This window comes from Pseudomonas sp. SIMBA_067, assembly GCF_046534675.1.
GTDB classification, from domain to species: domain Bacteria; phylum Pseudomonadota; class Gammaproteobacteria; order Pseudomonadales; family Pseudomonadaceae; genus Aquipseudomonas; species Aquipseudomonas putida.
On record NZ_JAWRYH010000009.1, the window covers coordinates 69,791 to 84,784 of the forward strand.

A 14,994-nucleotide genomic window follows, 5' to 3' on the forward strand; every position below is an offset into this window, starting at 1 on the left:
AGACATGATGAAACCCGCTTTGAAGCACTTTGTGTTCACCAATTTTGGTATCGGTATCAAGGACGAACTGTGGCTGTCCTACAGGCTGGAGATCTTTGCCAACACCGTTCTCCCGTCCTTGGCCAACCAAAGTAATAAAGGCTTCGAGTGGATCATCTTCGTTGATGAAGCATTACCGATCCTGCACCGCTCACGCCTTGAGCAACTGCTGCATGCCACCGACCTGAATGCTCGCACGCTTCAGGTCAGCGATTACAGCATGGTCAGCCGGGAAATCATGATTCTGATCAAGGCTGTCGATGCGTCGACATTGGTTACTTCACGTATTGACGACGATGACTGTATCCACGAGAGCGTCATCGATCTGATTCAGGCCGAGGCTACTTCCGAGCACAATTTCTCAGATGTATTGCTGATTTCGCTCAAGAACGGCCTGGAGTTTCTGCCTTCGGATCAATGCTACCGCCCAGTGGATTACGACACACTGGCACTGGCGCTGACGCTGGTAGACAAAACCAGCGGCCCGAAGGCACATGCGATTACCCAGTATGCGCATCATCTTGTCGTCTCTACGCTGGATCAACAGCAGATCTCCGTCGAACACATTCACCTCACGCGCGGAGAACCGCTGTACATCTACACCAAGCATCCACTTAGCGACTCATACTTCTTTGGCGCGAGGGCGCGCATACTCGGGGCCTCCGAGAGCGTCAAGGGCTTCGACCCGGCTTTGTTTGCACGGTTTGGCCTGGAACAACCACGGCTTGCTTACCTGAGCCACCTACTCAGGCAAGCGCCATTAGGCATGCCCCATAAGTACCTTGAGAAACTTAACAACGTACGCCAACAGCTCAAGGCTGAGCAGAACAATATTGAAGGCCCTGACACAGAGGTGGTGAACAGCCTGTTGTCACAGAAAGCCAGGCTTGAAATAAAGGCATCGCGACCGAATCCCGTCAAAGCGGGCTCAGGCAAGGTACGCGTCGCCATTCTTGGTTCAAGCGCTTCACATAATCTTTTCAAGTTCCAGAAAGAGGCGTTGGAGCGCTTTGAGGTGTGTTTCTACATGTCTCAATCCTCGGTAGTTTCGTACATGGCACCGCCCTGCCTCGATGCACGGTTCAGCGTGGAAGCAGAAGGCGCAGAGGCCAAGCGCGTGGGGTGGGATGCTTCGAAAGAACATTGGCACAAGCTCGAGCAATCTCGCCCCGACATCGTCATTGTGGACTTCTTTGACGAAAGCATTGGCATCGCCACCTTTGGCACTTCGATCGTGACTGCCAGCCCATTGATGCTCAAGACACTGGATAAATGCGGGATCGAATACACCGTGCAAGCTCCTTGGAGCGAACAAGCAAAGCAGCTGCGCACCTGGGCTTTGCCCATGTTCCTCGATCGGTTGGCCAGCCTGTGCCCGAACATCTTTGTGCATCAGGCCAACTGGGCCAGCCAGTACAAGAGCAAGGATGCAGTTGCCAGCTTCGCCGGCAGCACGTTCCAGGGACTGATCGATATGAACAACGCCATTATCGACCCCATGCTGGACAGTCTGGAACATTCGACGGTGCCGGTTGAACGGATTGGGGGCAAGGATGCGGGGCTGATAGCCGGTGGTGCTCCACTCTGGGCCTACTGTCCCTATCACTACGACAGCTCTTATTACAGAACCATTGCCAAACAAGCCTTTGCGAAAATAGTGCAGTTCGTCTCGAAAAACGAGCACAAATGGGCATTTTGCCCCTACTACTACCACGGCACCTACTACAGCACCGTTGCCAGGCAATTGCTGGCACGGATCATCAATTGAAGTGACCACACCATGAAATCATACGTTTTCATTTTTGCGTTCCTGACAATGCTGGCCGGGTGCGAACCACAATCCACAGCGGATGCGGGCGCAGCTGAAAATGCGGCCATTGGGTTGCAACTGAGTGATTCCACTTTTGTGCTGCTAAGAGGGACGCATCAAAAGTCGCACAAGAAGCCCAACAACGCGGGTTTCCTGCGCATGCATGAATTCGTGTACTCCGGCGTCGATAAAATCGCCGAAAATGACGTATATGCAGTTCTAAAAGCGAACGGCTACACCCGCAAGATCATCGTCAATGATGCCACTCAATTCAAAGTGCAATATTACAAAAAATCCGTGCCCCCGATTGGCGCAATTTTCACCACTAAAAGCAAGGATGCCGGTTACGAAACACTCGCCAGCATTTATTGGCAGGAAAAATGATGGACACACGCACGAAGTTTTCGCATACGCTTGCGGTTTGATATGAAACTCCAACATCAAATCAAGGCAACAGCTGGCTGGTGCATATCCCTGGGTGTGAAATTCATCCGGGTCGTACCCATCATTACGTTTCTGGTGCAGATTAGTACTTTGGCCAGCCAGATATTTCTTCTGCTGGCGTTTTTCCTGCCACTCAAAGTCATCATTCTGCTGGGCTCGGAAAAAACACCTGCCTATTTTCCGTCCATTTTGCACACGCTTGAAAAAGATCATCTGATCTACGCGCTGACCGCTGCCGCAGCGCTTTGCTACATTGCCTACCTGTTGTCTGAACTGGCCACGACACTGCTGTGTCGCAAAGGCACACGAAAGCTTCTGGCACGCACTTCGAAGCTCAACCTCTTCGAGAATCAGGACAAAATTGCTACCAATGCTTACTCGCGCTTCAATCGCGCCATGGCAGGCGCGGCCTTCTTCAGCCTGAGCGCGCTGGCGCTACTGTATGTGTACCCGAGCTTACTGCTGGCAATTCTTGCGTACCTGATCATCGCCGGTGGCATTTGCATCCTGGCCTACAACCACGTCAAAAAAGTCCGAGAGGGCTTTCATCACCACCACGGCCCGATCCTCAACGCCTTGGCCGCGACCGGTTTTCTATTGAGTTTTTTCTTCCTGGTCACTGATTTTCTGTATTACCAACACAGCAAAATTTTCAATGCTGTGATATCCGTGCTGATCATGCGACAAGGGCTGCAGAGGCTTTCCAGCATGATCCTCGATGTCATCGGCCTGCGCATTCAGCATCGACAAGTAAACGCATTGTTTTACCAATCCCAACCCCTTATCGAGTTGCGGCCTCAGAGCAATGGCCTGGACTACATTCTGGATACCGAAAACAGGGGAAAATGGGTCAAGGCACTGCTTGAAAAGCTGGGTTTGGAAGCAGCCGACAACTACCATATGCACTGGCACCAGGTCGGTTTCGCCGATATTTACGCGTTCACCCTGCAAATGGAACAGCAGAACGACACCACCACGCTGCTAGTCAAGGTGTTTGGCAGCAACATCTCGTCTTCCGCTTTGCAGGAGCGGACACTTTTGACCACGCAACCCGGCCTCCCCGGCCTGCCATTTGTTGGGCACTACCGGGTGAGCGAAATTGACTGCCATGTCTACGAGTTTGAAGGTGCCGAAAAACTTATCGGCGGCCGGAAGATTGGCGAAGGCATACTTGCTATCGCGGAAAAATTGCTACTGCTAGAGCCTTCCGCGGCCCTCATCGCCCAGTTTACACGCACACGCTTGTACCTTGAACAGCGCCTCGATGAAACCACTATCAACGCGTTGCGCCTGGCCTGCATCAACAAGGATGACACAGGGAATGTCGAACGTATCATCGACAACTTGCCTGACATCAATCGCCATCTCGCCGCGCTGCCGCGACAGATCGTACCGCTGGATATAACCAACAACACGATTCTGTCTTCACCTGCTTCGGGCTTTGTGCTCAGCCACTGGAGTAATTGGCGAATCGAAGCGACTGGTTGCAGCTGGCCTGTTGCCCAGAAAGACGCACTTTTCGAAACCTTGCGCAACGCCGATCAACACCCGGCGCTGACCTCAGCCGACCCTAACAAAGTGTGGTTGGCTGCACTCATGTACATGCTGGAAAGACATATTGTGCGAAAAGACTATTCGGCAGCCCTTGCGTTGACACCCGACATCGTCAACTGCATTGAAATTTTAGATATACCTGCAGCGATAGAGGGGACGGCACAATGACAAAAGTCTCGATGATCGTCTGGAATGAGTTCCTCAACGACGCACGTGTAATGAAAGAAGCACAAACGCTGCAACGTGCAGGCTACCAAGTAAGGGTTTTTGCACTTCATACCCCTGGCGTTACCCAAGAGCATACGGTCTTGCAAGACGGCATTGAAGTCGTGCGGGTTGCCCGGTCCCCACTGTGGAAACTGCGCAAGAAAAATATACCGGCCAGCGCCAAGGTGACTACCGGGGTAGCCACCCCCACACCGATCAAACCCAGCCTTAAGATGCTGGTATTCAGGGCCATCGCACGCGGCTGGACGCACTTTGCCCTGCTGATAAAAATGCTTGAGTACCGCGCTCCAGTGGTTCATTCACATGATGTAAATACACTGCCGACTGCCTGGCTGGCTGCAAAACTGTCGCGATCCAAGCTGGTATATGACGCACATGAAATCAGCACCAGCCGCGAAGGTTACAAGAGTTTGAGAAAAGTGGTTGGGTTTGTTGAAAAACGACTGATGCCGTCTGCCAATGGCACCATCACAACCACCGAAGCTCGTGCCAAATACTTTGCCAGAGCCTATGGTGTGGAGCGCCCGCTGGTATTGCAAAACCGCCCACGACTTGTCGAGAGCCCGCGGTCGAACAAGATCAGAAATGAACTGGGGCTGCTTGAGCCTTGGCCAATCGTGGTGTACCAAGGCGGCTTGCAGCAAGGGCGCGGCCTGGAAAAACTGATCCGCTGTGCACAGCACGTGCCTGATTGCTACTTCGTGCTGATTGGCGGTGGCAGGCTGGCACAACCGCTGATGGCGCTGGCGCAAGCCCTGAACATTCAGCATAAAGTCCATTTCATCCCGACGGTTGCCCTGGCTGATCTGCCAAGCTACACAGCATCTGCCGACATTGGTGTACAGCCAATCGAAAACACCTGCCTCAACCACTACACGACGGACTCGAACAAACTCTTCGAGTATGTGATAGCAGGGCTGCCGGTGGTGGCTACCGACTTCCCAGAGATCCGCAAGATCGTCAGGAACAATGATATCGGCTTACTCGTCCCAGAGAATGACGAGCACGCGCTTAGCGACGCGATTGAAAAGTTGCTGGATAATCGTGAGCTTCGCGACCATTTCGCCAACAATGCGAAAAACACCGCACGCAATTTGAATTGGGAAACGCAAGAAAAGTGCCTGGTCGACCTTTATGAGCGGGTGCTGTTTACACCTGCCAAAGTCAGGTGACCGAACGTGAAAACTCGCATTCTCTTTTTGAGCTTTTACTACCCGCCGGATCTGTCCGCAGGGTCTTTCCGTGCGGAAGCATTGGTAAACGCGCTTCTGGATAATGTCAGCGACCACGTGGAAATCGACGTCATCACCACACAGCCCAATCGATACCACACATTCAAAGCCACCGCATCCAGCTACGAACAGTTGCCCAACCTGACGGTGCGGCGCCTCACCGTGCCCTCGCACAAAAGCGGCTTCGTTGATCAGGCCTTTGCTTTTGGCAGCTTTGCCATGCAAGTGTGCAAGGCTGCAAAAAACAAGAAGTACGACCTGATCTTTGCCACATCCTCACGGCTGATGACTGCCTCGCTAGGTGCGTATATCTCCAAAAGAACCGGGACCAAGTTATACCTGGATATCAGGGATATTTTCGTTGATACATTGCAAGGGGTGCTCCCCCCAACAATTGGAAAAATAGCCTCAGCTGTTTTTTCATCGGTGGAGGCTAGCACTATCCGGCAAGCCACTAAAGTGAATCTTATTTCACCCGGGTTCACGCCTTACTTCAATAAACGCTACCCGGAAAAAACCTTCACCTTCTACACGAATGGTATCGACGAGCTTTTCCTGACGCCGCTTCCAGCCCCCATTGCAACGCAAAACCTCCCCGCGCAACCGCGCAGGATGAAAATTGTGTATGCAGGGAATATTGGTGTAGGCCAAGGATTACACCTGATAGTGCCGCAATTGGCAAAACGCCTGGAAAACGAAGCTGACTTTCATATCATCGGCTCTGGCGGTGCCATTGACCGGCTTAAAAAGGCAATTGAGCGTGAAGGCGCAAGTAATGTTTACCTGGCTGCGCCAATGAAACGTGACGCTTTGCTTAAGCTTTATCGTGAAGCTGATGTTCTGTTTCTACATCTGAACGACATGAAAGCGTTTCGTCGCGTGCTGCCGTCCAAGCTGTTTGAATACGCAGCTACACAGAAACCGATATTGGCTGGCCTATCAGGCTATTCAGGCCGCTTTGCCAGCAGACGGATTCAGAATGCCGCTGTTTTCAATCCGTGTGACATCGAAGGTGCACTAGAATCCTTCAGAAGTCTGGACTTCCGCCCAACGGCTCGAAATGAATTCATACAAAAATATTCGCGAACAGCTATCAAAAGGAGGATGGCCTTCGACTTGCTCAAAACCTCACCCAAGCATGCGGAGTTTGAGCAGACAGAATAGTAAGCAGCTGCCAACTTTGCTAGAATCAGACATTACATATACACATTAACAACTCTAGGTTTAACCTCCAAATGAAAAAGATCACCAGCGTTGCCGTACTGTCCTGCCTGCTCGCCCTGGGCGGCTGCAACGAAGAAAAAGGCGTTGATATTCAGCTTCCTTCGGGCGAAAAGCTGACCCTTGAAGGCAACATTACCAAAAACACCAGCAAGCCGATTGAAAACGGAACCCTGAAGAGCTACGAAGTTCAGTACACGCTCGCACAGGAAGCTGCTAAAGCAAAAGTTGACGAGCGTTTCCGCGCCCTGGGCTACGCGGTTTCTGAACAACCCAATGCCGCATCGACTACTTTGAAAGTTCACTACGTCAAGAAAAATTCGCCTACCATTGGCGTATTGGTTAATGACAAAAACCCAGCAGTTGTCAGCATCTACTGGCAAGAGAAGCAACAATAAGCAGTACTCTCCCAGAGACCTGACCGACGCCGCACACTACAATATTCCCACTACGTACTCGATCGCAGTGGGAATATTCTTCTTAACAACCATCACCACTTAGAAAATCCGGTAAAGACCCAGCATTAAAGCACGCCGTCAAAATATAACAACAACATAAACGTATCGGCTAGTTTTTACACATTGGAGCACAGGGCAGAGACCAATGAAGATACATTACGAGGCTTTGACAAGCGATTGGTTTGACAGAGCAATGAGCACAGGACCTGGCAAAGGTGACTGGCAGCCTAAACATCACATGGACCTATTCAGGCCATGGCCGGAAAAGTACATAGTCGACTATCACCAGCCGTTCAATCCATTCGCTTTTGCCATCAATGCATGCGCATTATACGCAACCTCCAACAAGCATGGCATATCAAAAACCATACTCGACCAAATTGATTATCTGGACTTAGCAGCGAGCATCTATACCGAAGTAATAGATGATTATGACTACATCAGAAATGATTTCGCGTTCCCCATGTACTGGGCGACAATGGAAAAACCTTTCTACGGCGCGTTCATGAATGCCTATACAGCATATGGATACATGCGGCTCTACGAGGCGACAGCCGACAAAAAATATTTGAACAAAGCATTCAGATTGCTTCGCACTATCATTTCAAAAGACACAGTAATAAAACTATCTGAAAAAGATTCTAAAGGTGACTTCTGGCTTTACGAGTATGTATTCACCCCGAAAAATACTGAAATTGAGTACCTCAAAACACTTGGAACAGAAAAACAAGAAGACGGCCGCATGCGCTTTCGTGTTTACAATGGCCATATAGGCGCAACTATTGCCCTCATGAAATACCGGAAGCTTACGGGTATGGGCTTTGCCGATGAAGCAATTGAACAGTCACTCCTCACGATGTCCAAAAATCTAAACAACCAAATATTTGAGAACAAATATTTCTCCTATTCCATCGAAGCCGCAACCCTTCCCGATTATGGACAAGCGAGAGCTGTGCACTTGGCAAAGCAAATTGCTGTGGCAACCGACAGCGAAACGCTGAAGGCAACCGCCAATAACTTTGAAGCTTTCTATAACGTGTCAATAAAAGAGCACGAGAAAGAAATATATTCAGCCGGAAGACTAGCTGCTCGAGAACTTTATACACCGCTAAAGGCTAATCCACCAAAACTTGAACAACCTAAGAACGACGTACACGCCTAGCCCTAATCGTCGTAGTTATCTGAGCCCCGGTTTAATTCCCCTATCCCTTCAAGCAAGCTATGCATCGCAGAAGCTTGCTCATGCCCTTCCTATTTTGTGACAGATATCACAAAAAAATTCACTCCATGCATCGCCCTGAGTGCGTACGAAAGGCCTGACAGACACCTTACGACGCCGAAGGTTCCAATCATCTTCTAATGATATTGGATCCATTTAATACTCACTCCCTCACCCCCCTTCCGCGGAATGAATAGCAAAGCACGTGCAGGGCCTCGTTGCATTCCTATAGCCGTCTATGGATAATGAATTGTCAGATACGATCAGGCACCTGCCGCTCATTACCTAGCTAGACGATAGATTGGCGAAGCGGATCCAGTTGAGACACTGATCAAACCGGTTGCCATAGTTATTTATTTAAAGTACACATATTGAAGGCATAAGACGACAGTGATCAAGAACTTAATAATTTACGGCAGCTGTGTATCTAGAGATATATTTAACCTAGAAGAGAGCCGGACCTTTAAGTTAACGGATTACTTCGCCAGATGTTCAATGGCTTCATTGCATAGTGCACCATACGAGAATGCCAACGCACTGAAGCGCATACCGTCCGAATTTCGCCGACGTATGGTCGCTTACGATTTCTCCAAGCAAATACTTACAGAGACGAAAAAACTCAAAAGCGCCGACGTAATACTGATCGATCTGATCGATGAGAGATTCGATCTGGTCACCCTACCAACTGGGCACATCATCACCAACTCAAGCGAACTGACCGAAAGTGGTTTGCTAAGTGACATAAATGACTACCAATTAATCAAGCACGGCTCAGACGAGCGCCGCGAGCTATGGCTTCAAGGAATGAACAAGTTCCTAGACCTGCTGGATTCGCATGACAAGCTGCAGTCCGTAATTATTAACAAAGTTTATTGGGCCACCCGCTTTGAACATCCAAGCGAATCTGATTTCCCTGTAGCTCCAGCCGCCACCGCGAAAGCTAACCAAGAATTAGACTGGATGTATAGGGAGCTAGCAAAGAAACTCGAAGAGCATCAATTTCTGGAGTTTGCTCCGGATCTTTTAACAGCGGACGAATTTCACCAATGGGGCGCATCCCCCTTCCACTACTGCAAACAGTACTATAGTCAAGCGTTAGCGTTACTGACCACTATAACAACCTCAAACAATAGCGCTGGGCCGTCTTCTATAGAATCATCGGCTGTCGCCTTACCACTCGTTGCCGATGGCGCCAAGATAATCGCTGCCGCTTACGAGACCGAAAGCGATATCTTTGCACATTGCTCGCTAACGGTGGATGGGAAAATTTACGAGAACGGAAATTTCGCGTTTTATCTACTTATTAACGGCACTCGTCATGCCTCACGGTGGTATGAAGATTCCCCGGCTGCGCGCTTTCCTATTTCTGACATATCAGGCGAAATTACCGTAGTGGCCTTCTACCAAGACCCAAGCGGAAAGACGATATCCTGCCAGTGCAGCGTGAAAGACTTCAAACACCTTCAAACATAGCCACATTTAAGCCGACCATACCAGCATGTTTTGATCGGCTTAGGTTGCTACGCATGCCGATCCATGACACCTCTTGCCTTTGAGCGCCCCACATGACCTGCGTAAAGCTTCACGGGATCGCTGGTGAAAGCTTTCGCAGCGGCCTTAGACCTTGCAGGTGGCCAAGGATTACGTCTTCAGAGTAGCTTTGTCATCCGAGGATGACGCGGGTTGGAACCGCTAGATCGAGGACGCCAAAATGGCGGCCCATCCAGCAGGCTTGACCCTTAGCAAATCTACACTGTCATCTCAAAAATGACGCTCATCCTGCTTGGTAATGGTAAGGGTTGTGGATATAATTTGCGCCTTTCGCAAAAATCCAAATCGGGAATGAGATGTCTACAATCAGGGTTGATATTCAAGTCTTACGCGGACTTGCGGTCTTATTCGTCGTTCTTGAGCATCTGGCTATCCCTGGGTTCCAGTACGGATACCTAGGTGTAGACATATTCTTTGTAATTTCTGGTTTCTTGATTACATCGATTGTGTCAAAGGGACTTGACCGAGACAGTTTTTCTTTCAAGCAGTTCTACCTTCGGCGCGCAAAACGTCTGCTCCCCGCTTCATTCGTTACCATTCTTGCCACAATCATCGCTGCAAAATTTTTCTTGCCGCCGATGCAGATTGAGTCGCTAAAACAGCAGATCGTCGGCGCACTCACCTTTTCAACAAACCTTGTACTGCTGAGCCAGGCGGGTTATTTTGATCTTGAATCCGCGACCAAACCGTTGCTGCATATGTGGTCGCTGGCTGTTGAAGAGCAGTTCTACTTCTTTGTTCCGGCGCTTTTGGCCTTTACTCCAGCCAAACACTGGCGAAAAATTCTTATTTTGCTAGCCATTGCCAGCTTCGTCGGCTGCCTGTACCTGTCCGCAAGTAACCAGTCGGCAGCGTTCTATCTACTTCCGACTCGCGCTTGGGAACTACTGATAGGCAGCATCGCGTCGATGCTTGTGCATAGCAACGTCATCAAATCTATGACGTCTAAACTTGCTATCCCTGCGTTCGCTGTATTACTGGCCTCGCCATTTGTAAACACTGGCCTATCGCACCCGGGACTCGACGCTGTGATCGTTTGCTTTGCAACGGCCATTGTCCTGCTCGCGAACCATAAGATGCTCAACGGCCAGAAACGGATGTTTTTCGTCAACAAGATCGGCGATGTATCATATTCACTGTACCTGGTCCACTGGCCAATTATCGCGATCGCAAACGCCTCGTTTGAAACAGAGAGCGTGACGATTAAAGCGATGTTACTGGCGGCATCTTTCATTTCGGCGTTTGCGCTCTATCGTTTCGTGGAAGAGCCATTCCGGAAGATGCAATATGGCATCAAACCCTCCTTGGTCGTATTCCCTGCCTTGACTCTGGCTCTGTTCGGTCTTTCGTACTCGTTCCTGAAGGTTCAATCCGCGGAAGCAATCGAGAAGCTGTTCGCTCCGAATTATGGGCTTGACCGCTCTTGTGGCACCAATATCTATAAAGACACCGAGAAATGCCGTACTTCGCCCGATCCGAAGATCATCGTTTGGGGCGACTCATACGCGATGCATAACATCCCGGGCATTGCGCTATCGCAAAAAATCGACATACGCCAGGCAACCCGCAGTGCATGCGCACCCTTCCTGAACACTGCTCCGAACACCAAACGGAGCAACTTCGAGGAGCAGGCACGACAGTGTGTTGGCTTTAACGAAAGTGCCTTTAAGTTCATAAGTCAAACACCTTCGATTGACACTGTGATCCTGGCGGGTTCATACGGGCAGTACATGCAAGATACCTACGAGTCGATTTCCTTCGACGACAGTGGAGTAATGCAGATTGCGAAGTCGACACCGGAACGTGCCATGAAGGATATGCGAGAGGTTGTCGAGAAACTCAAGGCACTAGGCAAGCAAGTTGTGATTATTGCCCCACCACCACCTCTCAACACCACTCTGGTTGGGTGCATACAGGGGGAGATGGCTAACCCCTCTCTCACTAATCAATCCAGCAAGTGCATGCTCGACAGAAAGCTGTTCGAACGCTCTCACAAGAACGTGCTTGATCTCATGAAGTACGCGGAGAACTCTCTCGGCGCCAAAGTCATCTACCTGTCAGATGCGCTTTGCGATGCCAATTCGTGCAAAACGATCATTGATGGCGTGCCGATCTATCGAGATCCAGGACATTTGAGCACGACCGGCTCGCTTAAGCTGTACGAAAAGATGCCAAATATCTTGAGTGCTATTGCTGGTAAACACCAATCGTAAACTAAAAGCCCCCCTCACAAGAGGGGGGCTTTCTGCATGACCGAAGCTGTGCTACAGAGTGCTGATAAAGTACCTACACCACTCAAAAAGTAAGCTTAGAGAGTCAATAAACCCTATCCCCCACCAACCGCTTCAAATACTGCCCATACCCATTCTTGGCCAATGGTTCAGCCAGCTTCAACAGCTGCTCCGCCCCAATCCACCCCTGCCTGTACGCTACCTCTTCCGGGCAAGCCACCTTCAGCCCCTGCCGGCGCTCAATCGTAGCGATATACCCGCTAGCCTCTAGCAACGAGTCATGCGTCCCGGTATCCAGCCAGGCATACCCGCGCCCCATGATCTCCACCGAAAGCCGGTTCTGCTCCAGGTACACCCGGTTCAAATCGGTAATCTCCAGCTCGCCACGGGGAGACGGCTTGATGCCCTTGGCAATCTCGACCACGTCCTTGTCGTAGAAATACAACCCGGTCACGGCATAGCTGGACTTCGGCTTGGCGGGCTTTTCTTCCAGGCTGATGGCCTTGCCCGTGTCATCGAACTCGACCACGCCATAACGCTCCGGGTCGTGCACGTGGTAGGCGAACACGCTGGCGCCGTCGTCTCGGTCCATGGCGTTGCGCAGCAACTGCTGGAAGTCATGGCCGTAGTAGATGTTGTCGCCCAGCACCAGCGCCGACAGGTCGTTGCCGATGAAGTCTTCACCGATCAGGAACGCCTGTGCCAGGCCGTCCGGGGAGGCTTGTACGGCATAGGTGATGTTGATGCCCCACTGGTGGCCGTCGCCAAGCAGTTGCTCGAAGCGTGGGGTGTCTTGTGGGGTGGAGATGATCAGGATGTCCTGGATGCCCGCCAGCATCAGCGTGGTCAGCGGGTAGTAGATCATCGGTTTGTCGTACACCGGCAGCAGCTGCTTGGAAATTGCCAGGGTCGCCGGGTGCAGGCGGGTACCCGACCCGCCCGCCAGAATGATGCCTTTACGGTTCATAGTGGTCATTTCTCGTGTATTTCCGTGAGCATGCGGGCCACTCCCTGGCGCCAGTCTGGCAGGGTCAGGGCAAAAGCCTTCTGCAGTTTTTGGGTATCAAGACGTGAGTTGAATGGCCGCTTGGCAGGCGTCGGGTAGGCGTCGGTGGTCAACGGGTTGACCTGTTCGGCGTGGGCTTTCAACGCTACCCCTTGTGCCGCCGCCTGCTCGAGCACGAAGCGGGCGTAGCCGCACCAGGTGGTTTCACCGCCGGCCGCCAGGTGGTACAGGCCGGCCAGGGCCGGGTTGCGGCGGGTGGCGGTGATGGCGTGGGCGGTGATGTCGGCGATCAGTTCGGCACCGGTCGGGGCGCCGTGCTGGTCGTCGATCACGCCCAGGCTGTCGCGTTCGGCGGCCAGGCGCAGCATGGTCTTGGCAAAGTTGTTGCCGCGGGCGGCATACACCCAGCAGGTGCGGAATATCAGGTGCTGGCAGCCGGCCGCCTGGATGGCTTGCTCGCCAGCCAGCTTGCTTTCGCCGTAGGTGTTCAGCGGGCCGACGTTGTCGTCTTCGCGCCAAGGCTGGGTGCCCTGCCCCGGGAACACGTAGTCGGTGGAGTAATGCACCAGCAGTGCGCCGCAGTCGGCGGCGGCGCGGGCCAGCACGCCGACGGCTTCGGCGTTTACCTTGAAGGCTTGATCGCGGTCGCTTTCGGCCTTGTCGACGGCGGTGTAAGCGGCGGCGTTGACGATGACATCAGGGGCGTAGGCGCGCACGGTTTCGGCCAGGCCTGGCAGGTTGGCCAGGTCACCGCAGTGCACCTGGCTGCGGCTGTTCAGCGCCAGCACCTGGCCCAAGGGGGCCAGGCTGCGTTGCAGCTCCCAACCTACCTGGCCGTCCTTGCCCAGTAGCAGAATCTTCATGCCGAACGCCCTGCGTAGTTTTTCTCTACCCAATCGCGGTAGTTGCCGGACTGTACATTCTGCACCCAGTCCTGGTTGTCGAGGTACCAGGCTACGGTTTTGCGAATGCCGGTCTCGAAGGTTTCGGCGGGTTTCCAGCCCAGCTCGCGCTCCAGCTTGCGGGCGTCGATGGCGTAGCGGCGGTCATGGCCGGGGCGGTCGGTCACGTAGGTGATCTGGTCGGCGTAAGGCTTGCCGTCGGCGCGGGGGCGCAGCTCGTCCAGCAGGGCGCACACGCGGTTGACGATTTCCAGGTTGGGCTTTTCGTTCCAGCCGCCCACGTTGTACACCTCACCGGTGGTGCCGGCTTCCAGCACACGGCGGATGGCGCTGCAGTGGTCCTTGACGTACAGCCAGTCGCGGATCTGCTGGCCGTCGCCGTAAACCGGCAATGGCTTGCCAGCCAGGGCGTTGACGATCATCAGCGGGATGAGCTTTTCCGGGAAGTGGTACGGGCCGTAGTTGTTCGAGCAGTTGGTGGTCAGCACCGGCAGGCCGTAGGTGTGGTGGTAGGAGCGCACCAGGTGGTCGCTGGCGGCCTTGCTGGCCGAGTACGGGCTGTTGGGCTGATACTGGTGGGTTTCGGTGAAGGCCGGCTCGTCGGCAGCCAGCGAGCCATACACTTCGTCGGTGGACACGTGCAGGAAGCGGAACGCCCGGCGGGCCTGTTCATCCAGGCCGCCCCAATGGGCGCGCACGGCTTCCAGCAGGCGGAAGGTGCCGACGATATTGGTTTCGATGAAGTCTTCCGGGCCATGGATCGAGCGGTCGACGTGGGACTCGGCAGCGAAGTTGACGATGGCGCGCGGCTGGTGCTCCTTCAGCAGGCGGGCTACCAGCTCGGAGTCACCGATATCGCCGTGCACGAAGATGTGGCGCTTGTCGCCTTGCAGGCTGCTCAGGGTTTGCAGGTTGCCTGCATAGGTGAGCTTGTCGAGGTTGACCACGGGCTCGTCACTGGCGGCCAGCCAGTCCAACACGAAGTTCGCGCCAATGAAGCCCGCACCACCAGTTACCAGAATAGTCATCGTTCAGTTCTTCCCAATTGCCGCTTTCAAACTTCACTGCGTTTGAAGTTCATGTGGGCGTTGCTTTGCCG

Annotated in this window: 12 protein-coding genes; 9 read left to right on the forward strand and 3 right to left on the reverse strand. The window is 52.6% G+C overall.

All coding sequences use genetic code 11. The features are described 5' to 3' along the window. Positions 1–7 precede the first annotated feature (7 nt). The 9 genes from SB765_RS19780 to SB765_RS19820 all read left to right on the forward strand — a co-directional run bounded on the left by SB765_RS19780 (position 8) and on the right by SB765_RS19820 (position 11,969). A complete protein-coding gene (locus SB765_RS19780; RefSeq protein WP_410931792.1) occupies positions 8–1,807 on the forward strand; it encodes a DUF6270 domain-containing protein in 1,800 nt (599 codons plus the stop codon). A 12-nt stretch (positions 1,808–1,819) separates the two neighbouring features. Continuing rightward, positions 1,820–2,233: a hypothetical protein gene (locus SB765_RS19785; RefSeq protein WP_241799852.1), complete on the forward strand. Its 414-nt coding sequence runs from the start codon at positions 1,820–1,822 to the stop codon at positions 2,231–2,233. Positions 2,234–2,275: 42 nt separating this feature from the next. Continuing rightward, on the forward strand, positions 2,276–4,015 hold the full coding sequence (locus tag SB765_RS19790; RefSeq protein WP_410931793.1) for a hypothetical protein: 1,740 nt from the start codon (positions 2,276–2,278) through the stop codon (positions 4,013–4,015). Next, complete coding sequence (locus SB765_RS19795; protein WP_410931794.1) at positions 4,012–5,247, forward strand: glycosyltransferase family 4 protein; 1,236 nt, start codon at positions 4,012–4,014, stop codon at positions 5,245–5,247. Before SB765_RS19790 ends, SB765_RS19795 begins: the two co-directional genes overlap by 4 nt. Before the next feature lie 6 nt (positions 5,248–5,253). Beyond that, positions 5,254–6,471: a glycosyltransferase family 4 protein gene (locus SB765_RS19800; RefSeq protein ID WP_410931795.1), complete on the forward strand. Its 1,218-nt coding sequence runs from the start codon at positions 5,254–5,256 to the stop codon at positions 6,469–6,471. Between the two features lie 71 nt (positions 6,472–6,542). Further along, positions 6,543–6,926, forward strand: a complete 384-nt coding sequence (locus tag SB765_RS19805) for a hypothetical protein (protein ID WP_410931796.1) — start codon at positions 6,543–6,545, stop codon at positions 6,924–6,926. Positions 6,927–7,131: 205 nt separating this feature from the next. Beyond that, positions 7,132–8,148, forward strand: a complete 1,017-nt coding sequence (locus tag SB765_RS19810; protein ID WP_410931797.1) for a D-glucuronyl C5-epimerase family protein — start codon at positions 7,132–7,134, stop codon at positions 8,146–8,148. A gap of 447 nt (positions 8,149–8,595) precedes the next feature. Beyond that, on the forward strand, positions 8,596–9,678 hold the full coding sequence (locus SB765_RS19815; RefSeq protein WP_410931798.1) for a DUF6270 domain-containing protein: 1,083 nt from the start codon (positions 8,596–8,598) through the stop codon (positions 9,676–9,678). Between the two features lie 374 nt (positions 9,679–10,052). Next, positions 10,053–11,969, forward strand: coding sequence for an acyltransferase family protein (locus SB765_RS19820; protein ID WP_410931799.1), 1,917 nt, complete (start codon positions 10,053–10,055; stop codon positions 11,967–11,969). Positions 11,970–12,072: 103 nt separating this feature from the next. Here SB765_RS19820 and rfbA read toward each other — a convergent pair whose 3' ends face one another. Genes rfbA through rfbB form a run of 3 tightly spaced genes read right to left on the reverse strand, consistent with a single transcriptional unit; the run spans position 12,073 to position 14,923 of the window. Next, entirely contained in the window at positions 12,073–12,954 is an 882-nt protein-coding gene (rfbA, locus tag SB765_RS19825; protein ID WP_341798861.1) for a glucose-1-phosphate thymidylyltransferase RfbA, read from the reverse strand. Between the two features lie 5 nt (positions 12,955–12,959). Continuing rightward, complete coding sequence (gene rfbD, locus SB765_RS19830) at positions 12,960–13,856, reverse strand: dTDP-4-dehydrorhamnose reductase (RefSeq protein WP_341797876.1); 897 nt, start codon at positions 13,854–13,856, stop codon at positions 12,960–12,962. Then, positions 13,853–14,923 (reverse strand): dTDP-glucose 4,6-dehydratase, encoded by a 1,071-nt coding sequence (rfbB, locus tag SB765_RS19835; protein ID WP_341797875.1) that lies wholly within the window; start codon positions 14,921–14,923, stop codon positions 13,853–13,855. Before rfbB ends, rfbD begins: the two co-directional genes overlap by 4 nt. Positions 14,924–14,994: the final 71 nt, after the last annotated feature.